Source organism: Kitasatospora sp. NPDC058218, from assembly GCF_042882445.1.
Lineage (GTDB): Bacteria > Actinomycetota > Actinomycetes > Streptomycetales > Streptomycetaceae > Kitasatospora.
In genome coordinates, this window is record NZ_JBHVWC010000134.1 from 5,594 (window position 1) to 7,804 (window position 2,211).

At 71.1% G+C, this 2,211-nt stretch carries 3 protein-coding genes; 2 read left to right on the plus strand and 1 reads right to left on the minus strand.

Annotated elements, in window-relative coordinates; all coding sequences use genetic code 11:
• Positions 1-147: 147 nt before the first annotated feature.
• Positions 148-306, plus strand: coding sequence for a hypothetical protein (locus ACFVYI_RS41965; protein ID WP_387895309.1), 159 nt, complete (start codon positions 148-150; stop codon positions 304-306).
• A gap of 76 nt (positions 307-382) precedes the next feature.
• Here ACFVYI_RS41965 and ACFVYI_RS41970 read toward each other — a convergent pair whose 3' ends face one another.
• Positions 383-970, minus strand: a complete 588-nt coding sequence (locus tag ACFVYI_RS41970; RefSeq protein WP_387895312.1) for an NUDIX domain-containing protein — start codon at positions 968-970, stop codon at positions 383-385.
• 158 nt (positions 971-1,128) lie between these two features.
• On the opposite strand from ACFVYI_RS41970, the gene ACFVYI_RS41975 reads away from it, so the two are divergent.
• Positions 1,129-2,103, plus strand: a complete 975-nt coding sequence (locus ACFVYI_RS41975; RefSeq protein ID WP_387895315.1) for a phosphotransferase family protein — start codon at positions 1,129-1,131, stop codon at positions 2,101-2,103.
• Positions 2,104-2,211 lie beyond the last annotated feature (108 nt).

Consider the following 2,211-nt stretch of genomic DNA (forward strand, 5'->3'; position numbering starts at 1 on the left):
CGCCGCCCCCCCGCGCCGCCCGCCCGCGCCCCGGCGCGTCACTCCCCCGGCCCCGCCGCGCGCGCGCCCCCACCCCGCCGGGCTCGACCCGGCCGATCCGGGTGGGGAGTGCACCGGGAGGGCTCCGGGACTGGCACACTGGCGATCATGACCGCCGACTTGCGCCCCCTGTGGCAGCCCTTCTCCGAGCCCTCCGCCACCGTCCCCGTCCAGACCGAGCGACACCACCTGCAGCCCGTCGAGCGGGCCCCGTTCCTGGAGCCCGCCGGGGTGGCCGATTACGAGGAGCAGCTGCCGGAGGCCTGAGACCGCCCCCGCCCGACTGCCGGCGGCTCCATCGCCGCCATTCGTCCCACCCGCCGCCGCTCGACTCGGCGGCGGCTCACACGCCGGGCCGCCCCTGTGCGGCACCCGGTCCACGATCGTTCCGGGCGGCCGCAGCCGGTGTGCCGCCACCGCCCGTCGCACCGGCCTGCCCGGTAGCAGGAGCAGCGGCACCCGCCCTCAGGTGGACGATGCCGCCGTCCGCCAGCGCCCGAAGGGCCGCGGCCAGCCGCGCGGCCAGGTGCCGGGGCAGCCGTCGCGCTGCCTCCGTCGGGTCGAGCCAGCACGCGGCGCGGATCTCCCCGTCGGCGAACCTCAACGCGCCCGCCTGCGCCGGGGTGAGCGGCGCCGCGTCGTACAGGAAGCACGTCACGGCCCGGCCGTGGCCGGTGGCCGAAGCGGGCACGGTGTCGACCACCAGGAGTCGCCCGACCGGGAGCTCCAGCGCCAGCTCCTCACGCAACTCGCGGGCTGCGGCCTGCTCGGGGGACTCGCACGCCTCGACCATCCCGCCCGGTGAAGCAGGCGGGTTCGCTGATTTCTGGGCTGGAGGTCCCAGGAACCTACGCGTGAGTGGTTCCTCGACGGCTTTGAGTATGGCGGGTTCGGGGCCTGAAGCTGGTGGGCTGACGTGATCAACTGTCACCAGTTCCCCACGGACAGCCCACGAGTCACTGCCAGTGAGTGCTCTTGGCTCGCGGGGACCCGGATGCGGCTAAAGCCAGTCGCCTCCTCGCTGGTGCTCCCGTAGGGTTCGCGGGTTATCGCGATGGAGAGGTGGTTCGGAACGTGGCACCCAGGACAATGACGCGAGAGCAGTTGGCGGGAGCGGCGCGCGCCGCGCTGGGTGGCGGGCGGCGGCTTGAGGGGGTCGAGCGGCTCGCAGGCGGCAGCAAGAAGGGTGTGTACCGCCTGGTAATGGACGACGCGACGACTGCGATTGCCTATTTGTGGGACGACACAGAGAACTACTGGCCGGCGGCCGAAGACGACGACGACCTCACCGACCCGTTCTCGCCCGGCCTCGGGCTCGATCTGTTCCAGGCCGCACACGCGCGGCTGGACGGGCTCGGCGTCCGCGTTCCGGCGATCCGTCTCCTCGACCGCGACGGGGCTTACTGCCATGCGGACCTTGCGATCGTCGAGGACCTTCCGGGGGAGAGCCTTGAGGAGTTGCTCGCGCGCGACCCTGGCGCGGCGGCTGTGGTCATGGCCCGACTCGCGGATTCGCTGGAGGCAATGCGAGGTCACCGTGCACCGGCCTACGGCAAGGTGGCAGTGGTCGACGGTGGAGGAACGTCGCACGGTACGTCGTGCGAGGGCGTGGTTCTTAGCCGTGCGCTGCGGGACCTTGCCGAGGCGGCCTCCCGCGATCCGCGGATTATGGGTGTCAGCGGGCGGCTGGAAGAGCGGCTGCTGGCCCTGGCGGCGGCGGTGCGGCCACGCACGGAGTATGCGGTCGTGCACGGCGAGCTGGGGCCCGACCATGTGCTGGTGGATGCAGACGGGAACCCCGTGGCGATCGACATTGAGGGATTGATGTACTTCGATGTCGAGTGGGAGCACGTCTTTCTGCGAATCCGTCTGCACGACGCCTACCAGCCGCTGGCGGTGGACGGCTTGGACGAGGACCGGCTCGCGCTCTACATGCTCGCGCAGCGGCTCTCGCTGACGGCGGGTCCCTTGCGGCTGCTTGACGGGGACTTCCCTGATCGGGCCTTCATGGCGGGCATCGCCGAGTACAACCTGAAGCAGGCACTGAAACTGGCCCACGCCTGAACTTACCCATGCGTCTCAGAGGGCGTTTCGTGAGCACTTGCTCGAACTGGCTCGTTGAACCGCTCTTGTTCGATGCAGACCTGCTTACCGCTCGGCGATACTCATGCC

Excerpts from the sequence above, each read along its gene's own strand:
- ACFVYI_RS41965 (WP_387895309.1), top strand. The coding sequence starts at position 148 with ATGACCGCCGACTTGCGCCCCCTGTGGCAGCCCTTCTCCGAGCCCTCC.
- ACFVYI_RS41975 (WP_387895315.1), top strand. The coding sequence starts at position 1,129 with ATGACGCGAGAGCAGTTGGCGGGAGCGGCGCGCGCCGCGCTGGGTGGC.